This is a genomic window from Streptomyces plumbidurans (genome assembly GCF_019857225.1).
In the GTDB taxonomy this organism is placed as follows: Bacteria; Actinomycetota; Actinomycetes; order Streptomycetales; family Streptomycetaceae; genus Streptomyces; species Streptomyces plumbidurans.
Genome location: NZ_JAFJSY010000002.1, coordinates 297,748 through 318,564, shown reverse-complemented (window position 1 = coordinate 318,564; position 20,817 = coordinate 297,748). Strand labels below are relative to the sequence as shown.

The window sequence follows — 20,817 nt, the reverse complement described above, 5'->3', positions numbered from 1 at the left end:
CTGGAGCTGATGATCGACAGCCCGGCGGTGGAGTGGGGCGTCACCATCGACCGCGTCGAGATCAAGGACGTGTCGCTGCCCGAGACCATGAAGCGCTCCATGGCCCGCCAGGCCGAGGCCGACCGGGACCGCCGGGCCCGCATCATCAACGCGGACGCCGAGTTCCAGGCTTCGAAGAAGCTCGCCGAGGCCGCCCAGCAGATGGCGGACACCCCCGCCGCGCTCCAACTGCGGCTGCTGCAGACGGTGACGGCGGTCGCCGCCGAGAAGAACTCCACTCTCGTCCTGCCCTTCCCGGTGGAGCTGCTGCGCTTCCTGGAGAAGGCGCAGGAGCGTCCACAGGACGGCCGGCTCCCCGGCCCTCCGCAGGACGACCGGCGCCCCGGGCCGACGCAGGGCCCCGGGCAGGACGGTCGTCAGCTGGAGCAGTGACGCGAGCCGGGGCGCGTCGTTCGGAGCAGGTAGCGGCGGCACAGGAGCGGGGCTAGCGTTCCGTGCATGCAGCGCAGGCTCGTGATCGTCGCCGTCGCGGCGGCAGTGGGGCTCGCCTCCGGGTGCGGGGACGACGGCGGTGACTCGTCCGCCCCCGCGTTCGGCGCCTCGAAGCGGCTCACCGTGTCCAGCACGGCGTTCGCCGACGGTGCCGCCATCCCGCGCCGCTACACCTGCGACGGCGAGGACATCTCGCCCCCGCTGTCCTTCTCCGGGGTGCCGTCCGGCACGAAGAGCCTCGCGGTCCTGGTCGAGGATCCCGACGCCCCGCGCGGCCCCTTCACGCACTGGGTGGTGTTCGACGTGGCCCCGTCGCAGACGCGCTGGCCGGCGGGGCAGGTGCCGCGGGCCGCCGTCCAGGGGCGCAACGGTTTCACCAAGAACGGCTACTCGGGCCCCTGCCCGCCCCAGGGCAAGCCGCACCACTACGTCTTCTCCGGCTACGCCGTCGACCGCACCCTCCGCCTGCCCTCCGGCGCCTCGGCCGACGACCTGAAGCAGGCGCTGAAGGGCCATGCCCTCGCCTACGGGTCGCTGACCGGACGCTACGGCCGCTGACCACCGCCGACGAAGGGGAAGAACCCGTGCCCGACCAAGGCAAGACCCCTCTCCGCAAGCTGCTGCGCGTGCCCGCCGGGGGCGTCGACCTGTCGGCGTACGACGCCGGGGGGAAACCCGGCGGCCCGAAGCGCAAGAAGGCGGGGCTGGCCGCCACCGCCGACCTGGGCAAGGAGCTCGCCGGGCTCCAGGACCGGCTGTGGGCGTCGAGCACCGCCGGTGATCCGCGACGGGTGCTGCTGGTGCTGCAGGGCATGGACACCAGCGGCAAGGGCGGCACCGTCAAGCACGTCATCGGCATGCTCCACCCGTACGGCACCCACACCAAGGCGTTCAAGGCGCCCACGGCCGAGGAACGGGAGCACCACTTCCTGTGGCGCGTCGAGAAGGAGGTCCCCGCGGCGGGCGAGATCGGCACCTTCGACCGCTCCCACTACGAGGACGTCCTCGCCGCCCGGGTCCGCGAACTCGCCCCGCCCGAGGAGATCGAGCGCCGCTACGACGAGATCAACCGCTTCGAGCAGCGCCTGGCGGACGACCGGGTCACCGTCGTCAAGTGCTTCCTGCACATCTCCTACGAGGAGCAGCGCCGGCGTCTGCTGCGCCGCCTCGACCGCGCCGACAAGCAGTGGAAGTTCAGCCCCGACGACATCGACGACCGCGCGCTGTGGCCCGCGTACCAGAAGGCGTACGAGATCGTCCTGAACCGGTGCAACACCCCGCACGCCCCCTGGTACCTCATCCCGGCCGACCGCAAGTGGTACCGGAACTGGGCGGTGGGCCGGTTGCTCCTGGAGCATCTGCGGGCCCTGGATCCGCAGTACCCGAAGCCGGGCTACGACGTGGAGGAGTGCCGGCGGCGGCTGCTCGGCGGGTGAGCGTGCCGGTCCGCTGATTGACCGTTTTGCACCGTTATGTTCATGCGGTGATCATTCAAGTACGCCACATGACCGCCCTGTGTGCCCTCGCCTGTGCGGCGGGCGCCGCGCTCACCGCCTGCGGCGCACCCGACGCGCCTCCCGCCGCCCGCCCGGCACCCTCCGCCACCTCCGCCGCCCCGTCCCGGCCGCCCACGCTCGCGCCCGGCCCCTCCGGGCTCGCCCGCGTCTTCGAGCACGGCCCGCGCACCCAGGGCAAGACCGTCGCGCTCACCTTCGACGCCGACATGACCGCCGACGAGGGGCCGCGGGCCGAGGCCGGCGAGCACTTCGACAATCCGCAGCTGATCGCCACGCTGCGGCGGCTCAAGGTACCGGCGACCCTGTTCATGACCGGGCGATGGGCCGACGAGTATCCGCAGGAGGCACGCTCCATCGGCCGCGACCCCCTCTTCGAGGTGGCCAACCACTCCTACAGCCACTACGCCTTCACCGGCAGCTGCTACGGCCTGCCGACCTTCTCCGTGGACCGGCTGCGCGCGGACGTGGAGCGGGCGTACACCGCCCTGCGCAAGGCCGGAGTGCCGAACGCGATGCCGTACTTCCGCTTCCCGGGCGGGTGTTACGACCGCAAGGCGCTCAAGGCACTGGCCCCGACCGGAGCCACCGCCGTGCAGTGGGACGTGGTCAGCGGGGACGCGTTCGCGACGGACGCCGACGCGGTGGCCCAGCAGGTGCTGGACGGGGTGCGGCCGGGCTCCGTCGTCGTCATGCACTGCACCCGCAGCGCGGCACCGGTCACCGAGCAGGCCGTTCGCACGATCGTGCCCGAACTGCGCGCGAAGGGCTTCCGGTTCGTGAAGGTGTCCCAGCTGATCGGCGCCACGAGCGGACACCGCTGACCGGCTTACCCTGAAAACATGACCGACGACAGCGACGACGCCTACTGCCTGGTCGACGCCACCAGCCCCCCCAAGGCCGACGGCCCGCCGTACGCGGAATGCGTCCAGTGCCGCAAGCCGACCGAGTACCCGGAGACGTACAAGGGCATCACCCTGTGCCCGGTCTGCGAATGGCAGGAGGCCCAGCGGACGGCCTGCTCGGGTTGATCGGCTACTCAAGCCGACCGCCGCGACGACAGCACGCAGGCCACCGCGCCCGCCATCGCCGCCAGCCCAGCCGCCGCGGCCAACGGCAGCAGAGGCAGCGGGACTTCGCCCGATCGTGAGCCCGTGACCAGACCGCTCACCGCTGCCTGCGCCGGGGAACCCGTTGCCACTGCTGACAGTAGGGCCGCGAGGAGCATGGTGGGGACTGCGCGGCCGGGGGAGTGCAGGAGCGGCCAGTTGGTGAGGGCGCCGACGGCTGTGCCCAGGAGGGCGCAGGCCAGGGTGGCCAGTAGGCCGGCCGCGGTCGCCGGGAGCAGGGGTACGCGTGTGTGGTGGTCCGTGGTCTCCGGGTCGCTGATGAGCGTCACGAGGAGGGTTGCGGCCGTGCCGAGTGACGTCGTGGCGAGGAGCGCCACCAGCAGCCGGGTCAGGTGCGTTCGGCCGGGGCCGGACGCGGCCGCCACGCATGCGCGGGCCGCGGGCGGCTCGACGGTCACGCAGATCCGCACCAGCCAGGCGGCGACGGGCAGCAGGGCCGCCGCCGCGTACCCCAGCGAGTCGAGCACCGGCTGCCCGCCCTGGACGCCGATGCCGAGGAACGCCGCGTACAGGATGACCGGCGGCAGCCAGCGCTGCGAGCGCAGAAGGAGGGCGGCCTGGTAGCGCAGCAGGGCGCTCATCGGTGGTTGTCCTTGCCGAGGGGGTGCACGCCTGCCACGTGCCACGGCGGGCGGGCCGTCAGCAGGGCGCGCAGCACGACGTCCGAGTGGGACGCGGGGACGGTGAGGCGGTGGCATCCCGGCGCGGTCTCCTCGGCCGAGACGAGCGCGCCCAGTGCGTCGGCGGGCGGCTGCGCGCCCTGCGGGCCGTGCGCCTCGACCACGACCCGCGGGCCGTCGTCCGGTGCGGAGGGCTCGCGCGTACGGCTCTCCAGCGCGCCGTCGCGCACGGTGTACGTGGTGCACGGCGCCCCCGACAGGCGCCGCGGATCGTGGTCCACGAACACCACGGCCCCGCCCCCGGCGGTGCGCTCGGCCACGGCTCGTTCGAGCTCCGCGCGGGCCGCCGTGTCCAGGCCCGTCCATGCCTCGTCGAGAACGAGCAGCTCCGGCTCGGCGAGCAGCGCCTGCGCCACGGCGACCTTCTGGCTGCTGCCCTTCGAGAGGCGCGCCATCGGGGTGCGGGCATGGGCGGCCGCGCCGAAGCGCTCCAGCCACTCGTCGGCGGCGCGGGCCGCGGCGGTCCGGGACAGCCCGTGGACGGCGCCGAGGTGGGTGAGGTAGCCGTGCGCGGTGAAGGGAAGGGCCGACGGGAAGCGTTCGGGGACGTAGGCGGTTCGGGGGCGGCCGGTGACACGGCCCTCGGTGGGGGCGTCGATGCCGGCGAGCAGCCGTAGCAGGGTGGACTTGCCGGTGCCGTTCGCGCCCTCGACGCGGGTCAGCGTGCCCGGCGCCAGGGCGAGATGGACCCCGCGCAGGACCCAGGGGCCGCGCAGGCCGTAGCGGCGGCCGACGCCGTCCAGCCGGAGATCGCGTCGCATGCGGGCATCCTCGCAAAGAGGCACCGCAACGCGCCCCTTTAGGGTTGGCCGGTGTGAGCCAAGATGTGACGTCCTCCGCCGACAGCCCCTTCCGGTCCGAGCCCAGCGAGCGCGACCAGGCACCCCAGTTCGTGCTCCCCCTCGTCGTACGCATCGAGAAGACGGCGCCGCCCGCGCGTACCGACGCGCTGGAGACCGCCGCCCGTGCCGTGCTGACACTGCTCAGCGACGAGCGGTCCCTGGGGGACGGCGAGTGGGCCGAGGCGGTGCGGGACTGGCAGGACGCCCGGATCCGCAAGGTGGTGCGGCGGGCCCGCGGCGCGGAGTGGCGGCGGGCCGAGGCGCTGCCCGGCATCACGGTGCACGGGAGGACGGCCGAGGTGCGGGTGTTCCCGCCGGTTCCGCTCGACGGATGGCCCAAGGACCTGGTCAAGCTGCAGGTGTCCGGAACCGATCTCGACGACCCGGAGCCACCGGCGGGCGCGGATGCAGCGCTGCCCGTCCTGTGGCTCAACCCCGGCCTCGACATGTCGGCGGGCAAGGCGATGGCGCAGGCGGGCCATGCCGCCCAACTGGCCTGGTGGGAGCTGTCGGACGAGCAGCGCACGGCCTGGCGCGAGAACGGCTTCGCCCTCGCCGTACGCACTGCCGACCCGGCCCGCTGGGACGAACTGACCTCCGGCGCGCTGCCGTTGGTGCGCGACGCGGGCTTCACCGAGATCGCCCCCGGCTCGTGCACAGTGGTGGCCGATCACCCGGCGCTGCGCTGAACGCAGCAGCAGGGCACCCCGGAGTGCGTCGCCAACCTCAAATCTTGCTCTGAAGGTGCGCGGCGCGGGATTCGGCTCCCGGCGGCGGGGCCATACCTCCGTCACGTCGACGCCGACGTATCGAAGGAGACGTATCGCCGAGGACGATCACGGGGTCGCCGGATCGAACGCAGCCGGACTTCGGGACACGGCCGAGGAGGGGGACACACCATGGAGCGACTGGGAACGGGCATCGGTTGGCGGCCGGAGATCGCGGAGGCCGTGGAGCGCATGCCGGGCATCGACTGGGTCGAGGCCGTGTCCGAGAACGTGTGCCCGGGACACCTCCCCGAGTCGCTGCTGCGGCTGCGCGCCCGCGGCGTCACCGTCGTCCCGCACGGCGTCTCCCTGGGCCTCGGCGGCGCGGACCGGCCGGACGCCGGGCGGCTCGCGGCGCTCGCCGAGCGGGCCGAGGTGCTGGGGTCGCCGCTGGTCACCGAGCACATCGCGTTCGTACGGGCGGGCGGCGCGCTGACCGCCTCCCCGCTCCTGGAGGCCGGGCATCTGCTGCCCGTGCCACGCACCCGGGACGCCCTCGACGTGCTGTGCGAGAACGTCCGCATCGCACAGGACGCCCTGCCGGTGCCGCTCGCCGTGGAGAACATCGCCGCGCTGATCGCCTGGCCGGGCGAGGAGATGACGGAGGGGCAGTTCCTGTACGAGCTCGCCGACCGGACGGGCGTACGGCTCCTGATCGACGTCGCCAATCTGCACACCAACCACGTCAACCGCGGCGAGGACCCGGCCAAGGCGCTCGCCGAGCTGCCTTTGGAGGCCATCGCGTACGTCCATGTCGCGGGCGGTTTCGAGCGCGACGGCGTCTGGCACGACAGCCACGCCCACCCGGTGCCGCGGCCGGTCCTGGACATCCTGACCGACCTCGCCTCGCGCGTCGCACCGCCGGGCGTGCTGCTGGAGAGGGACGAGAACTTCCCCGAACCGGCGGAGCTGGAGGGCGAGTTGGCGGCGATCCGCACCGCCGTGGAGGAAGGTGCGGCCCAGCGGGCCGAGGCCGCGGCAGTCGTCGACGGCGGCACCCGTACGGCCTCCTCCGCGTCCACCGACGCCGCCCGTCAGCGGCTCGCGCTCGCCCAGGCCGCCCTGCTGTCCGCGCTCGTCGCCCGGACGCCCGTGCCGGAGGGGTTCGACCGGGTGCGGCTGGGGGTGCAGGCGCGGGCGCTCGCCTCGAAGCGGGCGGACGTGGTGGCCAAGGTCGCGCCCGAACTGCCTCAGATCCTGGGCGAGGCGTACCGGCCCGGCTTCCTCGCGTACGCCCACGGGCACCCGATGACGGGCGGCTACCGCCGGGACGCGTTGGACTTCGCCGCGCATCTGCTGCTCGACGGGCACCTCACGGAGGGTGCCGTCCGGCGGGAGCTCAAGGCGTGGTGGCTGGAGCGGTCGGGTCCGGTGCCGCGGTCGCAGCGGCCCGCGGTGCGTGCGGCGAGGGCGGCCCGGCGGGTCCTGCCGCACCGCTGAGGGGACCGGAAGGGCGGTCGAACCCCGCAGTAATATTCGGTGCCGTACAGGAGGCACCATGCGACCGCGACCACCTCTCCAGGGACGAGGCATCCTCAGCGGCACCGGCATCATCGTCATCGGCCTGCTGGCCACGCTGATGGCGCTGATCTTTCCGATCTGGTCGTACGCGGACCGTTCGGGGACCGGCGTCAGCACGCTGAACGCCGGGAGCGTGCCGACGCGGTACGGCCCGCTGTCCGCGCTCGACCGGGACTTCGTCAGGAAGGTGCGGCTGGCCGGGCTGTGGGAACTGCCCGCCGGGCAGGAGGCCGAGCGGAAGGGCACCACGCAGGCCGTCCGTACGGCGGGGCAGCACCTCGCCGTGGGGCACACCTTCCTGGACCAGCGGGTGCGCGACGTCGCCGGCAAGCTCGGGCTCCAGCTGCCCAACGAGCCCGACGCCCAGCAGCGGCAGTGGCTCGCGACCCTGAACGCCGCCCACGGGACGGCCTACGACCGCGACTTCGTCAACATCGCGCGGCTGTCGCACGGCAAGGTGTTCTCGCTGGTGGCCGAGGTCCGTGCCGCCACCCGCAACTCGCTGGTGCGTTCGCTCGCGGACGACGCGAACACCACCGTGCTCGACCACATCAAGGTCCTTGAGGCCACGGGAGACGTCGACTGGAACGCGCTGGCCCAGGACATGGCCATGGCGAGCACACCCCCGCCGGCCGGCTCCCCCGCCCCGCCCGGTCCGACCGCGGACCCGAGCCCGGCGACCCCGCTCTCGGAGTCCCCGCCCCCGACCTATCCCCTGCCGCCCGCCGCCACCAGCCCGCCGCCGCGGTAGCCGCAATCCCGCCCCGCACCAACCCCGTATCAAACGGAACGTCACATACAGACAACGCTCCGTCCCGGATCGTGAACAGGGCATGGCGTTCGACCGGGCATCTGGCATAGAAACGCGGCATGTTCTGGGTCCTTCTCCTGCTGCTGGCCTGGGCCACCGCCGGCATCGCCTGCACGCGGCTGTGCCTGGCCGCCGTACGCGCCGCGGACGGCGACGCACCCGCCCGGCACCGTGAGCTGACCCTCTACGAGGCCGCGTTCCTGTCCGGCGGGCCGCGTCGGGTCGCCGATCTGACCATGGTCTCCATGGCCCGTCAGCGTCGGCTGCTGCTCGCCCACACCGGCTGGGCGACGGTGGTCGACCCGCGCGGCCGGGACGAGATGGAGCGCTCCGTCATCGGGGCCATCGGGCCGGAGGGGCAGAGCCGTATCGCCCCGGTGCGGGACGCCACCGCCTGCGCCGACGCCGTCTCCGGTCTGGCCGACCGGCTGGTGGACGCCGGTCTGGCGGTGCCCGCCGGCGCCCGGACCACGGTGGCCGCCGCGGTGCGCCAGGTGCAGCTCGCCTCGGCGGCGGTGCTCGCGCTGGGCGCGGTCGCGCTGCTGGTGCCCGCCCGGCCGGACATGCCGCGCGGCCTGGTCGCCCTGTGGTTCGCGCTCCCGCTCGCGCTGACGCTGAGCTGCCTGGCCATCGCCCGGGTCGAGGTCCACCCGTACTCGCGCTGGGCCTCACCGGCCGGGCAGCGGCTGCTCGGCGCCCTCACCCGGCGCACGGCGGGCGGTGACGACCGTACGTATCTCACCTCCGTCGCCGTACGGGGCGTGCGCGCGATCGGCGAGCCCGACCTGCGCGCGGCCCTGTCGCATCGCGGCCAGCCGTGGCGCGAACCGCACATCGGGGGCGCATAGGGGGCATTGGGGCCGAACCGCCGGGTCGGTGCTTGCCTTCTCCATACACCGAACGAAACATCCCTTTTGTCGCTGCCATGCCTCGAAGGGATACGCCATGAGAGCTGCCGCCCTCCACTCGGCCGCCGGGACCCTGCTCCTGACGGCCCTGACCCTGGCCCCGGCCGGCAGCGCACCGGCGGCACCAGTTGCCTTCGACGGGGCCGAGCAGCAGGGCACGGCGGTGGCCGCCGCGCGGGCCGGGGCCGCCGGCATCGCCTTCGGCAAGTGCGCCGACGTCAAGGAGATGCCGGGGGCGATGCGGTGCGGCACGGTGTCCGTCCCGCTGGACTACGCACACCCCGGCGGCAAGCAGATCAAGCTGACCGTGACCAGGGTCGCCGCCACGCACAAGGACCCGCACAACAGCAAGCGCCGGGTGCGCCGCCAGGGCGCCCTGGTCTACAACCCCGGCGGGCCGGGCGGCGACGGCCGCTACTTCCCGCTCGTCGGCCTGCTCCCGGAGTGGAAGCGCATCGCGGCGGCCTACGACCTGGTCGGCTACTCCCCGCGCGGAGTCGGCCGGTCCGCGCCCCTGTCCTGCGAGGACCCGGGGCATTTCTTCAAGGCGCCCGCACAGGCGCCCACGCACCCCTCCCAGTCGTACAAGAAGGCGCGCGTCGCCCAGGCGAAGGCCTACGCGCAGGGCTGCGCCAAGCGGTCGGGCAGCGGGCTGAAGTACTTCAACTCCCTCAACAACGCGCGTGACCTGGACGTCATCAGGGCAGCGCTGGGCGAGCCGAAACTGACGTTCATGGGGGCGTCGTACGGCACCTACTTCGGGGCGCTCTACGCGACCCTGTTCCCCTCGCACGTACGGCGGATGGTGTTCGACTCGGCGGTGGACCCGGCGCCCGAGCAGATCTGGTACCGCAACAACCTGGAGCAGTCGGCGGCGTTCGAGAGCCGCTGGACGGACTTCCGCAAGTGGATCGCCAAGCACAACGACGTGTACGGGCTGGGCCGGACGGTGGCCGCGGTCCAGCACAGCTACGCCAAGGCGAGCGCCCGGCTCGCGGCGGAGCCCGCGGGCGGCAAGGTGGGCCCCGCGGAGCTGCAGGCCGCGTTCCTGTCGGCCGGGTACTACGACGACTACTGGCCGACGCGTGCCCAGGCGCTGTCGGCGTATCTGAAGGGCGATCCGAAGCCGCTGATCGAACAGGCGGGGCCGGCGACGGAGGCGGCTGCCGAGGCGGAGAACTCCAACGCGGTGTACACCGCCGTCGAGTGCAACGACGCGCCCTGGCCGACGGACTTCACGGTCTGGGACCGGGACAACACCCGGCTCTCGCGGGTGGCGCCGTTCGAGACCTGGGACAACGTGTGGATGAACCTGCCGTGCGCCTACTGGCCGACGTCCCGTCAGCAGCCGCTGGATGTGCGGACCGGGCCCGGTGAGCTGCCGCCGACGCTGATCCTTGCCGCCGAGCGGGACGCGGCGACGCCGTACGAGGGCGCCCAGGAGATGCACCGGCGGCTGTCCGGCTCGGTGCTGGTGACCGAGCGGGACGCGGGCACGCACGGGATCGCCGGCGGCCCGAACAAGTGCGTCAACGGCTACCTCGACGCCTACCTGCTGGAGGGCCGCACACCCGACGAGCAGGCGTCCTGCGCCCCGCACGCGGAGCCCAAGCCGAAGCCGCAGGACGACCGCGCCCGGCAGACCCCGCTGAAGGAGCCCCTGAAGGGCAGCACCGCCCACCACTGACGAACAACCCCCACCGCCCCGGCCGCCCCCTCGACAACCACCACGGGCCTCCGACCACGGCGGCCCGTGCCGCATTCCCAGGGACCCCCCACCAAGCACGGCCACCACCCGAACGAGCCCCTCGCCCAGCTCACCCATCGACCTACCGCCGCGCCCCCGGAGGGGACGGACCTCCGGCCGCACGCAGAGCACCGCCGGTCGGACGAGCCCCGCGACCAGCCCGCCCACCGACCTACCCCGCGCCGCCCCAGAGGGGACGGACCTCCAGCCATTCGCAGCACCGCCGGTCACACCCCTCGACCGGTGCCCGGTGCCACACCTCCCGGCGAACAACCCACCGGCCCCCAGGCCACGCGCAAAGCACCGCCGGTCGGACGAGCCCCTAGACCAGTCCCCCGCCGACCTACCGCTGCGCCGCCCGACCCGGAGTGAACCCCGGCCGCACGCAGAGCACCGCCGGTCGGACGAGCCCCTAGACCAGTCCCCCGCCGACCTACCGCTGCGCCGCCCGACCCGGAGTGAACCCCGGCCGCACGCAGAGCACCGCCGGTCGGACGAGCCCCTAGACCAGTCCCCCGCCGACCTACCGCTGCGCCGCCCGACCCGGAGTGAACCCCGGCCGCACGCAGAGCACCGCCGGTCGGACGGGCCCTCGACCAGCCCGCCCACCGGCCTACCGCCGCGCGGCCCTCCCCCGGAGGGAACCCCGGCCACGCGTAAAGCACCGCCGGGTCAGGCCCATCCCTCGACCAGCTCGGCCACCGACTTGCGGCGCCCGGTGCCGTACCTTCCGGAGGACAACCCCCGGCCCCCCGGCCACGCGCAAACGCACCGCCGGTCGGACGAGCCCCTAGTCCAGTCCCCCGACGACCTTCCGCTGCGCCGCCCGGCCCGGAGTGACCCCCGGCCGCACGCAGAGCACCGCCGGTCGGACCCGCCCCTCGACCAGCTCGGCCACCGACTTGCGGCGCCCGGTGCCGTACCTTCCGGAGGACAACCCCCGGCCCCCCGGCCACGCGCAAACGCACCGCCGGTCGGACGAGCCCCTAGACCAGCTCCCCCACCGACCTACCGCCGCGCCGCCCCCCGGAGGGAACCCCCGACCGCCCGCAAAGCACCGCCGGTCAGACCCACCCCTCGACCAGCTCGGCCACCGACTTGCGGCGCCCGGTGCCGTACCTTCCGGAGGACAACCCCCGGCCCCCCGGCCACGCGCAAACGCACCGCCGGTCGGACGAGCCCCTAGACCAGCTCCCCCACCGACCTACCGCCGCGCCGCCCCCCGGAGGGAACCCCCGACCGCCCGCAAAGCACCGCCGGTCAGACCCACCCCTCGACCAGCTCGGCCACCGACTTGCGGCGCCCCGTGTAGAACGGGATCTCCGTGCGGACGTGCCTGCGGGCCTCGGAGGCGCGGAGGTGGCGCATGAGGTCGACGATGCGGTGGAGTTCGTCGGCCTCGAAGGCGAGGATCCACTCGTAGTCGCCGAGGGAGAACGAGGCGACCGTGTTGGCGCGCACGTCCGGGAAGCCGCGGGCCATCTTGCCGTGGTCCGCGAGCATGCGGCGGCGGTCCTCGTCGGGCAGCAGGTACCACTCGTAGGAGCGCACGAAGGGGTACACGCTGATGTAGTTGCGCGGCGTCTCGTCGGCGAGGAACGCGGGGATGTGCGCGCGGTTGAACTCGGCGGGGCGGTGCAGCGCCATGTTCGACCAGACGGGCTCCAGGGCGCGGCCCAGCTTCGTGCGGCGGAAGAGGTTGTACGCCTCCTGCAGCTGCTCGCTGGTCTCCGCGTGCCACCAGATCATGAGGTCGGCGTCGGCGCGCAGACCGGACAGGTCGTACGTACCGCGGATCGTCACGTCCTTGGCGGCGAGCTGGTCGAACAGCTCCTGGACCTCGTCGGCGTAGCCGGTGCGGTCCTCGGGGAGCGCGTCCTTCAGCTTGAAGACGGACCACAGGGTGTAGCGGATGACCTCGTTGAGGTCCTTGGCCAGCTTGCCCTTGTTGGGGATCCTCGCGGCCTCGGTGGTGGGAACGTCGTCACTCATGCCCTTATTCTCCCGCTCCGCCGTGCAGACTCTGCACCGGGTCGGCGGTGAGCTCCTGCACACCGCTCAGGTCGCCGTGGATCTGGTCCACCGCGGCGTACGCGCTCGCGATGCACGCCGGGATGCCGACACCGTCGTACTGCGCGCCGCACACGGCCAGGCCCGGCAGCTTGGCGACGTGCTCGCGGATGCGGGCCACGCGCGCGTGGTGGCCGACGGGGTACTGGGGCAGGCCGTCGGTCCAGCGGGTGACGCGGGTCTCGACCGGGGCCGCGTCAAGGCCGGTGGCCTCGCGCAGGTCGCGGCGGGAGACCTCCACCAGGTCCGCGTCCTCGCGGCCGAGGATCTCCGTCTCGCCGTAGCGCCCGACCGAGGTGCGCAGGACGAGCAGGTCGGGGTTGTCGTCGGCGATCCAGCCCCACTTGCGGGAGGCGAAGGTCGACGCCTTGATGGTGCGCCCGTCCACCGGCGGCACCAGGAAGCCGCTGCCCTCGGGCAGGTCCGCGTCCGCGCGGCGGTAGGCGAGCGTGATCAGCGCCATGGAGGCGTACTCCACGGCGGCCAACTCGGACGCGGCGGCCGGGGCCTCGGCGCGCAGCAGTGCGGCGGCGGCCGGGGCGGGTACGGCGACGATCACGGCGTCCGCGTGCAGTACGCGGTCGCCAGCGACGACGCGCCAGCCGCCCTCCGCCCGGCGCAGCTCGCTGACCGGCGCCCCGGTGAGGATCTCGCCGCCCCGCGCCCGCACCGACTCGGCCACCGCGAGCGGCAGGCTGCCCACGCCGCCCTCGATGCCCATGAACACCGGTCCGGTCTGCTGGGCGGCGGCCGCGCGGGCCTGGATCTCGCGGACCGCCTGGGTGATCGAGTCGTGTGTCCGCGCGGCCTGGTAGAGCTGCGGGACCGCGGAACGCATCGAGATGCGGTACGCGTCGCCCGCGTAGACACCGCCGAGCAGCGGGTCCACCAGGCGGTCGACCACCTCTCGGCCGAGCCGTGCCGCCACGTACTCCCCGACCGCCATGTCGTCGCCGACCTCCGTGCGGGGCAGGTCGGCGTCGCGCTCGATGCGGGCGAGGCCCTCGTCGGACAGGACGCCGGCCAGGGCGGTGGCGGTGCCGGGGACGCCCATGACGTGGCCCTTGGGCATGGGGCGCAGGGCGCCGCGGGTCCAGATCGAGGCCGTCGCGGTGGCCGGCGGCTGGAGGTGGTCGCCGAGGCCCGTCTCGCGCGCGAGGGCCACCGCTTCGGGCCTGCGGGCCAGCATGGACTCGGCGCCGAGGTCCACGCGCGTGCCCGCGATCTCGCCCGGCAGCAGCTTGCCGCCGACCCGCTCCGAGGCCTCCAGGACTGTCACCCGTGCCCCGTGCCGCAGCAGCCGGTGGGCGGCGGCCAGCCCGGCGATTCCGGCTCCGATGACGACGACCTGCTCCGTACGGGATTCCACTTCGCGCATGTCCCCAGCCTCTCAGACGCCACTGACAGACCGTCCGCTGCCCGCCGCCCGCGGCCCGGTGCTCCGGCCCGGCGCCCCGGCCCGGTGTCCTGCGCGAGTCCCGACCGTGACCGCATCGGGACCGTCCGGGTCCAACGTCCCGGCCCCGCCCGGCGTCGAAGGAGCGTCAGTCGTCACAACCCCGGGGGTTCAGCACATGCGCTCACCACATCCCGTACGACCCGTCCCGGCCCTGGCCGCGCTCCTGCTCGCCGCGGCGCTCGCGCTGACCGGGTGCAGCGCGGCGGGCGATTCCGGCTCCGGCGGGAGCGCCGCCGACGGCAAGGCCGCCGCGAAGAGCGACGCGCAGGGGTCGGCCCCCGGCGGCGACAAGGGCGCGAGCGGCGCCAGGGCGAGCCGGGCACCGCGGCTCACCAGCAGCATCATCCGCACCGCTTCCCTGACCGTCCAGGTCAAGGACGTGCCCAAGGCCCTCGACGAGGCCCGCACCACCACCGAGACAGCGGGCGGCTACGTCGGCAACGAGACCACCACCCGCGACGGGAAGGGCCGTGAACGCACCCGTGTCGTGCTGCGGGTGCCGGTCGACAAGTACGACGAGGTCCTCGCCGATCTGCAGGGTGCGGGCAAGCTGCTGGACCGGACCGCGAAGGCCGAGGACGTAACCGACCAGGTCGTCGACGTGGAGAGCCGCGTCAAGTCGCAGCGGGCGAGCGTGGCCCGGGTGCGCGAGCTGATGGACCAGGCCACCCGGCTCAGCGATGTCGTCGAGCTGGAGGGCGAGTTGAGCACGCGGGAAGCCGACCTGGAGTCGCTGCTCGCGCAGCAGGCTTCGCTCAAGGACCGCACGAGCCTCGCCACGATCACGCTCTCCCTGTCCGAGACGCCGGTGAAGGCGGCCGCCGAGGACGACGACACCGGGTTCCTGGACGCGCTGGCGGGCGGCTGGGGCGCGTTCGTGACGATGCTGCGCTGGCTCGCGGTGGCGCTCGGCGCGGTGCTGCCCTTCGCGGCGGTGGCGGCCCTGATCGTGCTGGGCTGGCTGCGGCTGGTGCGTCCCCGGCTGCCGCGCCGCCCGGACCGCGCACCCGCGACGAGCGCGCTCGGCCCGCTGCCGTCGGCCCCTCGCACGCCGGGCGGCGGCCCGCGTCCGGGAGGTGAGCACGACTGAAATGCCCTGCCCCCGTAGCGTGTTCACATGAACATGAGCGCTGGGCGGGAACGACTGGTCGTGATCGGCGGCGACGCCGCGGGAATGTCCGCGGCGTCCCAGGCCCGCCGGACGAAGGGCCCCGACGAACTGGAGATCGTCGCCTTCGAGCGCGGCCACTTCACCTCCTACTCGGCCTGCGGCATCCCGTACTGGGTGGGCGGCGACGTCGGGGAGCGGGACGAGCTGATCGCCCGTACGCCCGAGGAGCACCGCGCGCGGGGCATCGATCTGCGCATGCGGACGGAGGTCACTCGGATCGACGTGGCGGGCGGACGGGTACGCGCGCGTGACGTGGATTCCGGCGCCGAGTCCTGGACGTCGTACGACAAACTCGTGATCGCGACCGGCGCCCGCCCGATCCGCCCGGACATGCCGGGCGCCGACGCCGCCGGTGTGCACGGTGTGCAGACGCTGGACGACGGCCAGGCGCTGATCGACTCGCTCACGCGCGCGCGTGGCCGCCGCGCGGTGGTCGTCGGGGCGGGCTACATCGGCGTGGAGATGGCCGAGGCACTCATCAACCGCGGCTACGAGGTGACCGTCGTCAACCGCGGCCGCGAGCCGATGTCCACGCTCGACGCGGACATGGGCCGCCTGGTGCGCGAGGCGATGGAGGGCATGGGCATCACCATGGTCAACGACGCCGAGGTGACGAAGCTGCTCACCGGCGAGGACGGCCGGGTGCGGGCGGTGGCCACGCAGGACGCCGAGTACCCCGCGGACGTGGTGGTCCTGGGCATCGGCGTGCGCCCGGAGACGACGCTCGCCCGCGCGGCCGGGCTCCCCCTGGGCGCCCACGGCGGCCTGCTGACCGACCTGGCCATGCGGGTGCGCGGGCACGAGAACATCTGGGCCGGCGGCGACTGCGTCGAGGTCCTCGACCTGGTCTCGGGCCAGGAGCGCCACATCGCCCTGGGCACCCACGCCAACAAGCACGGCCAGGTCATCGGTACCAACGCCGGCGGCGGCTACGCCACCTTCCCCGGCGTCGTCGGCACCGCCGTCTCCAAGGTCTGCGACCTGGAGATCGCCCGTACGGGCCTGCGCGAGAAGGACGCCCGCAGGGCCGGGCTGCAGTTCGAGGCGGTGACGATCGAGTCGACGAGCCGGGCGGGCTACTACCCGGACTCCTCCCCCATGACGGTCAAGATGCTCGCCGAACGCCGCACGGGTCGCCTCCTCGGCGTCCAGATCGTCGGCCGCGAGGGCGCCGGCAAACGCGTCGACATCGCCGCGGTCGCCCTCACGGCCCGGATGACGGTCGACCAGATGACCGCCCTGGACCTCGGCTACGCCCCACCGTTCAGCCCGGTCTGGGACCCGGTACTGGTAGCAGCCCGCAAGGCATCAAGAGCGGTACAGCAAGGTTTTTAGGGGCGCGGGGAACTGCGCGAGCAACCACAACGAACCGGCACCCGGCAACGCACCCCCAAAACCCACCCCCTACGCCGACCCGTTGATCCGCTCGATCGCCTGCCGCGCCTGCTCCGCCGGAGGCCGAGGCGGCAACGACGACACAGACCCCGACGACGCGGAAGGAGCAGCCGTCACCGCAGCGGGCTGCTCCCCCGCAGGCTTCGCATGCGAAGCACTCCGCACCGACCGCAACCGGTGGCTCACCGCCTCGTCGAGCGTCACCGGACGCTGCATCTGCGCGGCCAGCCGCCCCGCCTCCTGGCCGAGCCGGGCGACGTCCTCCCACGGCAGCTTCACCACGAGCGAGATCTCCGCCTCACCGTCGGGTGTGGCGTGCATCGCAGGAGTAACTCGGTCGTTCATCGCCTGTTCCTCACGTCGTCCCCGCGACCCGCCTTCCCCGTGCCGCGGGCGGTTGAGGAGACATACGCACGCGCGCGTGCCGTTGTTCACCGTTCACCCGGCGTGTTCGGTGGCACTATTTCCGTCCATCGCGGGCACTCATCCCTTGTGGTCATTCCCGTCCATGACGTGAACCCGGTGCGGCGCACCCCCTGGGTGACGTACGCGCTGATCGCCGCGAACTTCGTGGTCTTCCTGTTCATGCCCGGCCTCGCCGGCTCCGTGGCGGGGGACAGCACGCTGGCGCAGACGTGCCATCTGCAGGCGTTCCTGGACCATTACGCGGCCGTACCGCAGGAGTTGATCCACCACCAGATGCCGCGGCTCGTACCCACGGGCGACGTCGGCGTGGGCGCGCACGGCGCGGGCTGCGTGGTGGCGCCGCCGGACTACGACAAGTCCCCCGCGCTGTCCGTCTTCACGGCGATGTTCCTGCACGGCGGCTGGCTGCACCTGCTCGGCAACATGCTCTTCCTGCTGATCTTCGGCAACAACGTCGAGGACCGCATGGGGCACGTCAGGTACGCGCTGTTCTACGTCGTCTGCGGCTACGCGGCGGGCTACGGCTTCGCGCTTTTCAACCCCGACTCCGCCGACCCCCTGATCGGCGCGTCCGGGGCGATCGCCGGTGTCCTGGGCGCCTATCTGGTGCTGTATCCGAAGGCCAGGGTCTGGATCCTGGTGCCGTTCCTGCTCTTCCTGCCGCTGCGGCTGCCGGCCTGGCTGGTGCTGAGCTTCTGGTTCGTGCTCCAGGCCGTGTACTCCTCCGGCGAGGGCGTCTCCTCGGCGGGCACGGTGGCGTACGCCGCACACGTCGTCGGCTTCCTGGTCGGCATGCTCCTCGCCTGGCCCCTCAAGGCGGGCACGCCCCCACCGCCGGAACCGCGCGGCCTGCTGTTCGGCAGGAACGCACGGCCCCGGCACACGTGGTGAGTCAGCGCGCGCTCTGCTCGTGCACGTACTCCGCGAGCCGTGTCAGCGCGTCCGGGTCGGTGGACGGCATGACGCCGTGGCCGAGGTTGAAGACATGGCCTTCGAGGTCGGCGGCGGAGTCGAGGACCTCGCGAGCCTTGGCCTCGACGGCCTCCTTGGGGGCGAACAGGACGGTCGGGTCGAAGTTGCCCTGCAGCGCCTTGCCGGGGCCGACCCGGCGGGCGGCCTCGTCGAGCGGGACGCGCCAGTCGACGCCGACGACGTCCGCGCCGGCCTCGCCCATGAGGCCGAGCAGCTCGCCGGTGCCGACGCCGAAGTGGATGCGCGGGACGCCGTATCCGGCGACGGCCTCGAAGACCTTGGCGGAGGCGGGCAGCACCGAGCGACGGTAGTCGGCCGGGGCGAGAGCGCCGGCCCAGGAGTCGAAGAGCTGCACGGCCGAGGCGCCCGCCTCGATCTGCACCTTGAGGAACGCGATCGTGATGTCCGAGAGCCGGTCGAGCAGGTCGGCCCACAGCTCCGGATCGCCGTACATCATCGCCTTGGCGTTCTCGTACGTGCGCGACGGACCGCCCTCGATCAGGTAACTCGCGAGGGTGAACGGCGCACCGGCGAAACCGATGAGCGGGGTGGCGCCGAGTTCGCTGGTGAGCCGGCCGATCGCCTCGGTGACGTAGGAGACGTCCTCGGGGGTGAGGTCCCTGAGCCGGGCCAGGTCGGCGCGGGTGCGGATCGGGTTCTCGACGACCGGGCCGACACCGGGCTTGATGTCGAGGTCGATGCCGACGGCCTTGAGCGGGACGACGATGTCGCTGAAGAAGATCGCCGCGTCCACCCCGTGCCTGCGGACCGGCTGGAGGGTGATCTCGGCGATCAGTTCGGGCCGTCGCAGGGCCTCGAGCATCGGGACGCCCTCGCGGACCTTGCGGTACTCGGGCAGTGAGCGCCCGGCCTGACGCATGAACCACACCGGCGTGTACGGCACGGGCTCGCGCCTGCACGCCTTCAGGAATGCCGAGTCGTACGTGGCGGCCGACGGTGTCCGGGTCTGGTTCGCGGGGCTCTGGTTCGCACTCACGCGGGCAAGTCTCGCACGGCGCCGCAGCGCCGAAGTGCCCGGTCCACGGGGCGCGATCCGGACATGCGGCCGCCGCACGGGTGTCCCTCCCTGCGCGAGGGCGCCGTTCCCCTTAATCTTCCCCGCATGGCTGCGGCTCAGGGACGACTGTCGGACGGCGCTGACGGAATGGACGACACCACGGAGGGGGACCGGGATGCGGGCGGTACGGCTCCGTTGCCCTTCAGGGCTGCCGTCGACGCGCTCAGATCCGCGCGGCTGCGGCCGCAGATCGAGGTCGAGGCGACGCCCGCGCCGAAGCGGCTCGCCGCGTTCGCGTACGCGCTGGAGGCCGCGGTCGTCGACGGCGACCAGGATCTGGCCGACGGCCGGCTGGTGCTGCTGCACGAACCGTCCGGACACGACGCCTGGCGCGGCACCTTCCGGCTGGTGACGCTGGTGCGCGCGGAGCTGGAGCCGGAGATGGCCGCCGACCCGCTGCTGCCCGATGTGTGCTGGGCCTGGCTGACCGGCGCGCTGCAGGCCCGCGGTCTGTCCTACGGCGAACCCAGCGGCACCGTCACCCGTGCGAGCTCGCACTACTTCGGCGGGCTCGCGGAGCGCCCGGCCGCCTCGCAGATCGAGATCCGGGCGTCCTGGACGCCTCGCGAGGGGCTGGGCGGTGTGCCCGACGCGGCGGCCCATCTGACCGCCTGGTGCGATCTGCTGGCCCAGGTCGCGGGACTGCCGCCGGCCGGCCCCGGCGACGCGTCGATCGTGACACTGCCGCAGCGAAGGGATCCGCAGGCGCGTTGACGTTCGTCTTGAGTGACGGTCGCTTCGGTGACCGTCACTTTGTCGACTCGGCCACTTTCAATCATGAAGAGGGCCTCGAACGAACCGATCCGTTCAGCAGATGATCGATCGCTTGTCCGAATTGCACGTATTGTTACTCACTAAATCGTGATCTTTCCCTAAAGGACTCCGGGTTCGGTGCCGAAGACGACTGTGACCTTGAAAGCCGTCCCGCACCCCAGGAGGCCTGGTGTCCGTTCTCCTCGAGCAGCCCGCAAGCCTGGTCGCCTACCGCCCGAACAAGCCGACCGCCATGGTGGTCGTGGCCGACCCGCGCGTCCGCTCCACCGTCACCCGCCATCTGTGGGCCCTCGGTGTGCGCGACGTGATCGAGGCCTCGTCCATCGCGGAGGCCCGTCCCCGCATCGGCAACCCCCGCGACATCTGTGTCGCCGACGTCCATCTGCCCGACGGCTCCGGCCTGACGATCCTCTCCGAGACCCGCGCCGCGGGCTGGCCCAACGGCCTCGCGCTGTCCGCCGCCGATGACATCGGCGCCGTGCGCAACGCCCTCGCGGGCGGGGTCAAGGGCTACGTCGTCACCGGCACCCGCACCAACATCGGGCTCCCCACCCGGCCCGGTGCCGCCCCCATCGGCGCCGCCGCCGCCCGTATGCACCGCCGCCCCCCGGGTGCCCCGAGCCACCCGGGTGGCTACCGCGAACTGTCCGGCCGCGAGGTCGAGGTGCTGCGGCTGGTCGCGGAGGGCCAGTCGAACAAGGCCATCGGCGTCTCGATGGGGCTGTCCGCGCTGACCGTCAAGAGCCACCTCGCCCGTATCGCCCGCAAGCTCGGCACCGGTGACCGCGCCGGAATGGTCGCCGTGGCCCTGCGGACCGGCATCATCCACTGACCCGTACGCCCTTCCCCCCGCCTCTCCCCCGCATCTCTCCGCCACACCTTCTCCCCTTACGCCTTCCTCATTCACGGACGTGAACGGAATCGGCCGCTGATCCTTTCGCCCGTGTCCCACCTGTCGTGAACCGGATGTTTCACCGACCTGACTGGTTTACGACCCCCAGGCGCCCGTCGACGGAACGTTACGTCGGCGGGCGCTGTCCATACACAGATACTCTTGACA

21 protein-coding genes are annotated in these 20,817 nt (G+C 73.0%); 15 read left to right on the top strand and 6 right to left on the bottom strand.

Annotation, left to right across the window (positions count from 1 at the left end):
- The 5 genes from JYK17_RS02840 to JYK17_RS02820 form a co-directional block, all read left to right on the top strand.
- Positions 1-432: SPFH domain-containing protein (locus tag JYK17_RS02840; protein WP_261995297.1), on the top strand; the 432-nt coding region annotated here is incomplete at its 5' end.
- Between the two features lie 66 nt (positions 433-498).
- Complete coding sequence (locus JYK17_RS02835) at positions 499-1,050, top strand: YbhB/YbcL family Raf kinase inhibitor-like protein (RefSeq protein ID WP_108006947.1); 552 nt, start codon at positions 499-501, stop codon at positions 1,048-1,050.
- A gap of 26 nt (positions 1,051-1,076) precedes the next feature.
- Positions 1,077-1,928 (top strand): PPK2 family polyphosphate kinase, encoded by an 852-nt coding sequence (locus JYK17_RS02830; RefSeq protein ID WP_108006949.1) that lies wholly within the window; start codon positions 1,077-1,079, stop codon positions 1,926-1,928.
- 68 nt (positions 1,929-1,996) lie between these two features.
- Positions 1,997-2,830 (top strand): polysaccharide deacetylase family protein, encoded by an 834-nt coding sequence (locus JYK17_RS02825; protein WP_128804403.1) that lies wholly within the window; start codon positions 1,997-1,999, stop codon positions 2,828-2,830.
- A gap of 18 nt (positions 2,831-2,848) precedes the next feature.
- On the top strand, positions 2,849-3,037 hold the full coding sequence (locus JYK17_RS02820; RefSeq protein WP_222809685.1) for a hypothetical protein: 189 nt from the start codon (positions 2,849-2,851) through the stop codon (positions 3,035-3,037).
- Positions 3,038-3,045: 8 nt separating this feature from the next.
- Here JYK17_RS02820 and JYK17_RS02815 read toward each other — a convergent pair whose 3' ends face one another.
- Positions 3,046-3,717, bottom strand: a complete 672-nt coding sequence (locus JYK17_RS02815; RefSeq protein WP_222809684.1) for an ABC transporter — start codon at positions 3,715-3,717, stop codon at positions 3,046-3,048.
- Positions 3,714-4,577, bottom strand: coding sequence for an ABC transporter ATP-binding protein (locus JYK17_RS02810; RefSeq protein ID WP_108006957.1), 864 nt, complete (start codon positions 4,575-4,577; stop codon positions 3,714-3,716). The genes JYK17_RS02815 and JYK17_RS02810 overlap by 4 nt, the downstream gene beginning before the upstream one ends.
- Positions 4,578-4,630: 53 nt before the next feature.
- Between JYK17_RS02810 and JYK17_RS02805 the strand changes: the two genes are divergently transcribed.
- From JYK17_RS02805 to JYK17_RS02785, 5 genes are all read left to right on the top strand, one after another.
- Entirely contained in the window at positions 4,631-5,347 is a 717-nt protein-coding gene (locus JYK17_RS02805; RefSeq protein ID WP_181362320.1) for a peptidyl-tRNA hydrolase, read from the top strand.
- Between the two features lie 210 nt (positions 5,348-5,557).
- A complete protein-coding gene (locus JYK17_RS02800) occupies positions 5,558-6,865 on the top strand; it encodes an MbnB/TglH/ChrH family RiPP precursor modification enzyme (RefSeq protein ID WP_222809683.1) in 1,308 nt (435 codons plus the stop codon).
- A gap of 58 nt (positions 6,866-6,923) precedes the next feature.
- Positions 6,924-7,697, top strand: a complete 774-nt coding sequence (locus tag JYK17_RS02795) for a DUF4142 domain-containing protein (protein ID WP_222809682.1) — start codon at positions 6,924-6,926, stop codon at positions 7,695-7,697.
- Between the two features lie 119 nt (positions 7,698-7,816).
- Positions 7,817-8,605: a TIGR04222 domain-containing membrane protein gene (locus JYK17_RS02790; protein ID WP_222809681.1), complete on the top strand. Its 789-nt coding sequence runs from the start codon at positions 7,817-7,819 to the stop codon at positions 8,603-8,605.
- 97 nt (positions 8,606-8,702) lie between these two features.
- Positions 8,703-10,352, top strand: a complete 1,650-nt coding sequence (locus JYK17_RS02785; protein ID WP_222809680.1) for an alpha/beta hydrolase — start codon at positions 8,703-8,705, stop codon at positions 10,350-10,352.
- A 1,320-nt stretch (positions 10,353-11,672) separates the two neighbouring features.
- Here JYK17_RS02785 and hemQ read toward each other — a convergent pair.
- Positions 11,673-12,404, bottom strand: a complete 732-nt coding sequence (hemQ, locus tag JYK17_RS02780) for a hydrogen peroxide-dependent heme synthase (protein WP_222809679.1) — start codon at positions 12,402-12,404, stop codon at positions 11,673-11,675.
- Between the two features lie 4 nt (positions 12,405-12,408).
- Positions 12,409-13,860, bottom strand: coding sequence for a protoporphyrinogen oxidase (gene hemG, locus JYK17_RS02775; RefSeq protein ID WP_222809678.1), 1,452 nt, complete (start codon positions 13,858-13,860; stop codon positions 12,409-12,411).
- A 196-nt stretch (positions 13,861-14,056) separates the two neighbouring features.
- On the opposite strand from hemG, the gene JYK17_RS02770 reads away from it, so the two are divergent.
- Entirely contained in the window at positions 14,057-15,031 is a 975-nt protein-coding gene (locus JYK17_RS02770; RefSeq protein WP_222809677.1) for a DUF4349 domain-containing protein, read from the top strand.
- Between the two features lie 27 nt (positions 15,032-15,058).
- Positions 15,059-16,447, top strand: a complete 1,389-nt coding sequence (locus tag JYK17_RS02765; protein ID WP_222809676.1) for an FAD-dependent oxidoreductase — start codon at positions 15,059-15,061, stop codon at positions 16,445-16,447.
- Between the two features lie 69 nt (positions 16,448-16,516).
- Here JYK17_RS02765 and JYK17_RS02760 read toward each other — a convergent pair whose 3' ends face one another.
- Positions 16,517-16,852, bottom strand: coding sequence for a hypothetical protein (locus JYK17_RS02760; RefSeq protein WP_108006977.1), 336 nt, complete (start codon positions 16,850-16,852; stop codon positions 16,517-16,519).
- 147 nt (positions 16,853-16,999) lie between these two features.
- Between JYK17_RS02760 and JYK17_RS02755 the strand changes: the two genes are divergently transcribed.
- Positions 17,000-17,824, top strand: coding sequence for a rhomboid family intramembrane serine protease (locus tag JYK17_RS02755; protein ID WP_108006979.1), 825 nt, complete (start codon positions 17,000-17,002; stop codon positions 17,822-17,824).
- Between the two features lies 1 nt (position 17,825).
- On the opposite strand, the gene hemE is transcribed toward JYK17_RS02755, so the two are convergent.
- A complete protein-coding gene (hemE, locus tag JYK17_RS02750) occupies positions 17,826-18,902 on the bottom strand; it encodes a uroporphyrinogen decarboxylase (RefSeq protein WP_108006981.1) in 1,077 nt (358 codons plus the stop codon).
- A 126-nt stretch (positions 18,903-19,028) separates the two neighbouring features.
- Here hemE and JYK17_RS02745 point away from each other — a divergent pair, with 126 nt between their 5' ends.
- On the top strand, positions 19,029-19,697 hold the full coding sequence (locus tag JYK17_RS02745; protein WP_108006983.1) for a DUF3000 domain-containing protein: 669 nt from the start codon (positions 19,029-19,031) through the stop codon (positions 19,695-19,697).
- A gap of 229 nt (positions 19,698-19,926) precedes the next feature.
- The gene (locus tag JYK17_RS02740) at positions 19,927-20,589 is read left to right on the top strand and encodes a helix-turn-helix transcriptional regulator (protein ID WP_108006985.1); all 663 of its coding nucleotides are present in this window, start codon (positions 19,927-19,929) and stop codon (positions 20,587-20,589) included.
- The last annotated feature ends 228 nt before the right edge of the window (positions 20,590-20,817 follow it).

Coding starts and splice junctions, on each gene's coding strand:
- JYK17_RS02815 (WP_222809684.1), bottom strand. CDS start 3,717: ATGAGCGCCCTGCTGCGCTACCAGGCCGCCCTCCTTCTGCGCTCGCAG.
- JYK17_RS02795 (WP_222809682.1), top strand. CDS start 6,924: ATGCGACCGCGACCACCTCTCCAGGGACGAGGCATCCTCAGCGGCACC.
- JYK17_RS02800 (WP_222809683.1), top strand. CDS start 5,558: ATGGAGCGACTGGGAACGGGCATCGGTTGGCGGCCGGAGATCGCGGAG.
- JYK17_RS02835 (WP_108006947.1), top strand. CDS start 499: ATGCAGCGCAGGCTCGTGATCGTCGCCGTCGCGGCGGCAGTGGGGCTC.
- JYK17_RS02785 (WP_222809680.1), top strand. CDS start 8,703: ATGAGAGCTGCCGCCCTCCACTCGGCCGCCGGGACCCTGCTCCTGACG.
- JYK17_RS02810 (WP_108006957.1), bottom strand. CDS start 4,577: ATGCGACGCGATCTCCGGCTGGACGGCGTCGGCCGCCGCTACGGCCTG.
- hemG (WP_222809678.1), bottom strand. CDS start 13,860: ATGCGCGAAGTGGAATCCCGTACGGAGCAGGTCGTCGTCATCGGAGCC.
- JYK17_RS02760 (WP_108006977.1), bottom strand. CDS start 16,852: ATGAACGACCGAGTTACTCCTGCGATGCACGCCACACCCGACGGTGAG.
- JYK17_RS02790 (WP_222809681.1), top strand. CDS start 7,817: ATGTTCTGGGTCCTTCTCCTGCTGCTGGCCTGGGCCACCGCCGGCATC.
- JYK17_RS02770 (WP_222809677.1), top strand. CDS start 14,057: ATGCGCTCACCACATCCCGTACGACCCGTCCCGGCCCTGGCCGCGCTC.
- JYK17_RS02765 (WP_222809676.1), top strand. CDS start 15,059: ATGAACATGAGCGCTGGGCGGGAACGACTGGTCGTGATCGGCGGCGAC.
- JYK17_RS02820 (WP_222809685.1), top strand. CDS start 2,849: ATGACCGACGACAGCGACGACGCCTACTGCCTGGTCGACGCCACCAGC.
- JYK17_RS02825 (WP_128804403.1), top strand. CDS start 1,997: ATGACCGCCCTGTGTGCCCTCGCCTGTGCGGCGGGCGCCGCGCTCACC.
- hemQ (WP_222809679.1), bottom strand. CDS start 12,404: ATGAGTGACGACGTTCCCACCACCGAGGCCGCGAGGATCCCCAACAAG.
- JYK17_RS02745 (WP_108006983.1), top strand. CDS start 19,029: ATGGCTGCGGCTCAGGGACGACTGTCGGACGGCGCTGACGGAATGGAC.